Raw genomic sequence first — 3,575 nt, forward strand, 5'->3', positions numbered from 1 at the left:
GTTAAGAAATTACGTTAAAAATAACTCTAACCTCTAGTTTAGGTTACTTTTAGAGTATCAATCACTAAACGTAAAGCTTGAGAAACGCGACGATCAGGGTAGTATAAATGCGAAGCAGGTAAGCTAATAGTATAGTCTTCGAGTACTTGTATTAGCTTGCCTTCTTGCAAATCCTGAGCCACCAATTCTAAAGGTTCATAAGCTAAACCTACCCCATAACGAGCAGCATTAACTAAAGAAATAGAATCTGAAAAAATCCACGAACCCTGTGGAGTATGGTAAATGCGTTTGTTTTTATGTTCCCGATCAATAAATTCCCATTGCCAAATTCTTTGATTTTGAAATCTATAGGCAATGCAAGGTATTCCCTCTAAATCACGAGGATGCTTGGGTTTAGGGTATTTTTTAAAGAACTCTGGTGTCCCTACTACTACCATTTTCATCGACTTGCTTATAGGTACAGAAACAAAACCTGGTGGAATATCATTTACCGGTCTTACTCCCGCATCAAAACCATCTTCAGTAATGTCAACATAAGCATTAGATTCAAAAAGCTCTACTGTAATCTCTGGAAACTCTTGCACTAAATGAGCTAATTTAGGGGTTAATACATATTCAATTAAATGGCGTGAAGCATTAATTCGCACTAAGCCTCGAGGTTTATGACTTAAGTCTTCAAGCTCTTCGAGTTTATCCTCTAAAATCGCATAAGACTCTTTGGCTCCGGTATATAGGATTTTACCTCTTTGAGTTAAAGAAATTTTTCTTGTCGTACGACTAAAAACTTCATAGCCTAATTGTTTTTCGAGTTCACGAATTTGTTTACTTAAATTCGCTTGGGTTACCCCTAATTGATTAGCGGCTTTGGTAAAGCTTCCATGATCTGCAACGACCATAAATTGATAAATTGCATGCAAATGCTTTCTTGACACCATAAACTTGATTTTCTTTACTGTGGTTGTAAGTTAATTTGATAATTATGTAGTACTCTGTCCTTTACTTCATTATATACCAATTGGTTATTGATCGAGACTACAGGATCATTAGCGGGTAACCCCATAAGCTCAACATATTCACTCCGACTCATGCGTTGAGCTAGGAGTTCATCATTGTTACGACTAATAATGTCAAAACCATCACGTTGAGCAAAAGGATACTCAGCCATAAACTTACGAAAATAGAATGGGTTTTCTAAGGTATCTCCAGCATTAAAATAGAAAAAGGCTAAGAAATTATTGAGATTATCTTTGCTTTGATATAAGTCTTGCAAAAGAATGGCATCTGCACAAGTTGATTCTTGACTTTGTTCTTGACGACAGGTTTGTGCGAAATCCCATAAGAGTTTTAGTACCGAATAATCAGGGGTCACCTTATAGGTATATCTATTGGTACTCGTAAAATACATTCTAAATGCTTGACGATAATTCGTTGCCAAATAACTAGTTACTTCCTTGCGATAAGCTTTTACGTTTAGATTCTGTTTATCCCCTGGAAAGTGTTCTAAGCTTAAAGCTTGATGCAAGGCTTCTAAAGGCACTTGTAGCTGGTTAACGGTTTGAGCCAAAGCAGTACTTATACTCCCTGTTGTACTTAAGATAACAAGAGCCGTTAAAGTTTTGAAGTAAGATCTCATAAGTTTCCTTGCTTAGTTTCATTACTAATGGTTATACCTCTACCTAAGCTAAAATCAATTTCTTTGTTTCTTTACGTCCTCTTCTTTGTTACAATAGAAAGAGCAAAATTAACTCGAAAATTTGTCAAAAATTTATTAACAAGGATTTAAATTATGCACTTTGCAAAAATGCATGCTTTGGGCAATGACTTTATGGTTATTGATTCTTTAACTCAAAAAGTCTTTCTTAATCCCAAAACTATTTGTGCTCTTGCCGATCGTCATCTTGGCATTGGCTTTGACCAGTTACTGCTCATTGAGCCTCCTTATGATCCAGATACTGATTTTCACTATCGTATCTTTAATGCTGATGGTAGTGAAGTAAACCAATGTGGGAATGGAGCTCGTTGCTTTGCCCTCTATGTTGCTACCCAAGGCTTAACTAATAAAAATGATGTCTTGGTAACGACCAACAATGGTCGTATGGTCCTCACTTTAGATCGTAATCAAGTGAGAGTAAACATGGGAGCTCCAATTTGGCAACCAAGTAAAATTCCATTTTCAGCACGAGGCGAAGAACATCTTTATATGCTTCCTACTGCCAAAGGAGTACAACTTTGTGGAGTGGTGAGCATGGGGAATCCTCACTGTGTCATTACCGTTGACGATATTAACACAGCTGATGTTGCTGGTATAGGTCCATTAGTAGAAAATCATGAACGTTTTCCTGAACGTACCAATGTTCCTTTTATGCAAATAGTTTCACCAACCGAAGTTTATGTTCGAGTTTGGGAAAGAGGAGCAGGAGAAACCCAAGCTTGTGGCTCAGGTTGTTGTGGAGCTGTGGCTGTAGGGATACGTCAAGGGAAATTAGCTGCGAATCAACCAATTAAAGTTCACGCTAAGGGAGGAGATCTTGAAATTAGTTGGAGTGGCAAAGATGGTGACCCTTTATTTATGACCGGTCCAGCTTCTTTTGTTTATCTTGGAAAAATTAACTCAACAATTATTCGTCAAATTCGAGCAAATTACCTTGCTCAACTAGAAAGAGATAAGGCTTTTGGTAAACAAGCATTTGAGCAAGAAGTTGCTCCAACCTCTGAAAGTGAAGAGCAAGCTACGCAAGCTCTTGCCCAAGACCAAGATAACTTTAAAATCCGTTCAGGAATAGAAGACTAACCCGAGTAAGAGTTCGCCTCTTACTCTTTTTTCTTACTCTCTTCTCTCTTATTTTATCTTTCTTTTTCTTACATCAGATTAGTTCTATAATCTTCTTCCTCCCTCTATGAGAATAGGAAATAAAATCTGTTCTCAAGACTAAAAACAACCATCAAAATAAAATTTCAAAATAAAGTTTATAACTTCTCAATGCCTGTAGTATCAGTCGCACATAAACGAATACGATGACCATCAGGATCTAAGGCTACAAACGTATAACCAAACTCAAGCTCGGTAGGTTCTAATACCATAGGGATATTTCTAGCTTGGAAATCACGATAGATTTCATCAACTTCTTCTTTGGATATATCACTCAAACACAACTCAAAACCACCAAATGCCAACTGTGGTTTAGGTTCAATGTCGTGTTTTGTTTGCAATCCTAAAATAAAACCATCCTGCAATGCAAAAACAGAAAATCCCGGATAGGCTTCTATCGGCTTCTCTCCCAAAATACTTGTATAAAACTCCGTGCTAATATCTACATTATCAACATATAAAATAATGCTATTTGGTTTAAACATAACCTACCTCTTAATTTTTAAGTAACATATAGATAATGCAAAATAAAATTACTTTTGCACTTCACTTATTTTTTTCTCCTCCTTGCAATATCTTATTGATATTTAATATATTATCATGGTTTCAAAAAAAGCTATGACTTTTTGTTTTAGACTCTAGAAAGTTTTTAAGAGACTTTTAAATAACATTATTTTGTTTTCAATTTCCTTATTATTTATAAGCA

Annotated in this window: 3 protein-coding genes and 1 pseudogene; 1 reads left to right on the forward strand and 3 read right to left on the reverse strand. The window is 35.9% G+C overall.

Annotation, left to right across the window (positions count from 1 at the left end; all coding sequences use genetic code 11):
- Positions 1–38: 38 nt before the first annotated feature.
- Both CKF59_RS01455 and CKF59_RS01460 read right to left on the reverse strand, forming a co-directional pair.
- Entirely contained in the window at positions 39–935 is an 897-nt protein-coding gene (locus tag CKF59_RS01455; protein WP_119534210.1) for a LysR family transcriptional regulator, read from the reverse strand.
- A 14-nt stretch (positions 936–949) separates the two neighbouring features.
- Positions 950–1,633 (reverse strand): hypothetical protein, encoded by a 684-nt coding sequence (locus tag CKF59_RS01460; protein ID WP_119534211.1) that lies wholly within the window; start codon positions 1,631–1,633, stop codon positions 950–952.
- A gap of 153 nt (positions 1,634–1,786) precedes the next feature.
- Between CKF59_RS01460 and dapF the strand changes: the two are divergent.
- Positions 1,787–2,602: pseudogene (gene dapF / locus CKF59_RS01465) on the forward strand (diaminopimelate epimerase); the annotation flags it as partial.
- A 365-nt stretch (positions 2,603–2,967) separates the two neighbouring features.
- On the opposite strand, the gene CKF59_RS01470 reads toward dapF, so the two are convergent.
- On the reverse strand, positions 2,968–3,354 hold the full coding sequence (locus CKF59_RS01470; protein ID WP_119534213.1) for a VOC family protein: 387 nt from the start codon (positions 3,352–3,354) through the stop codon (positions 2,968–2,970).
- Positions 3,355–3,575 lie beyond the last annotated feature (221 nt).

Source organism: Psittacicella gerlachiana (genome assembly GCF_003585965.1).
Taxonomy (GTDB): Bacteria; Pseudomonadota; Gammaproteobacteria; order Enterobacterales; family Psittacicellaceae; genus Psittacicella; species Psittacicella gerlachiana.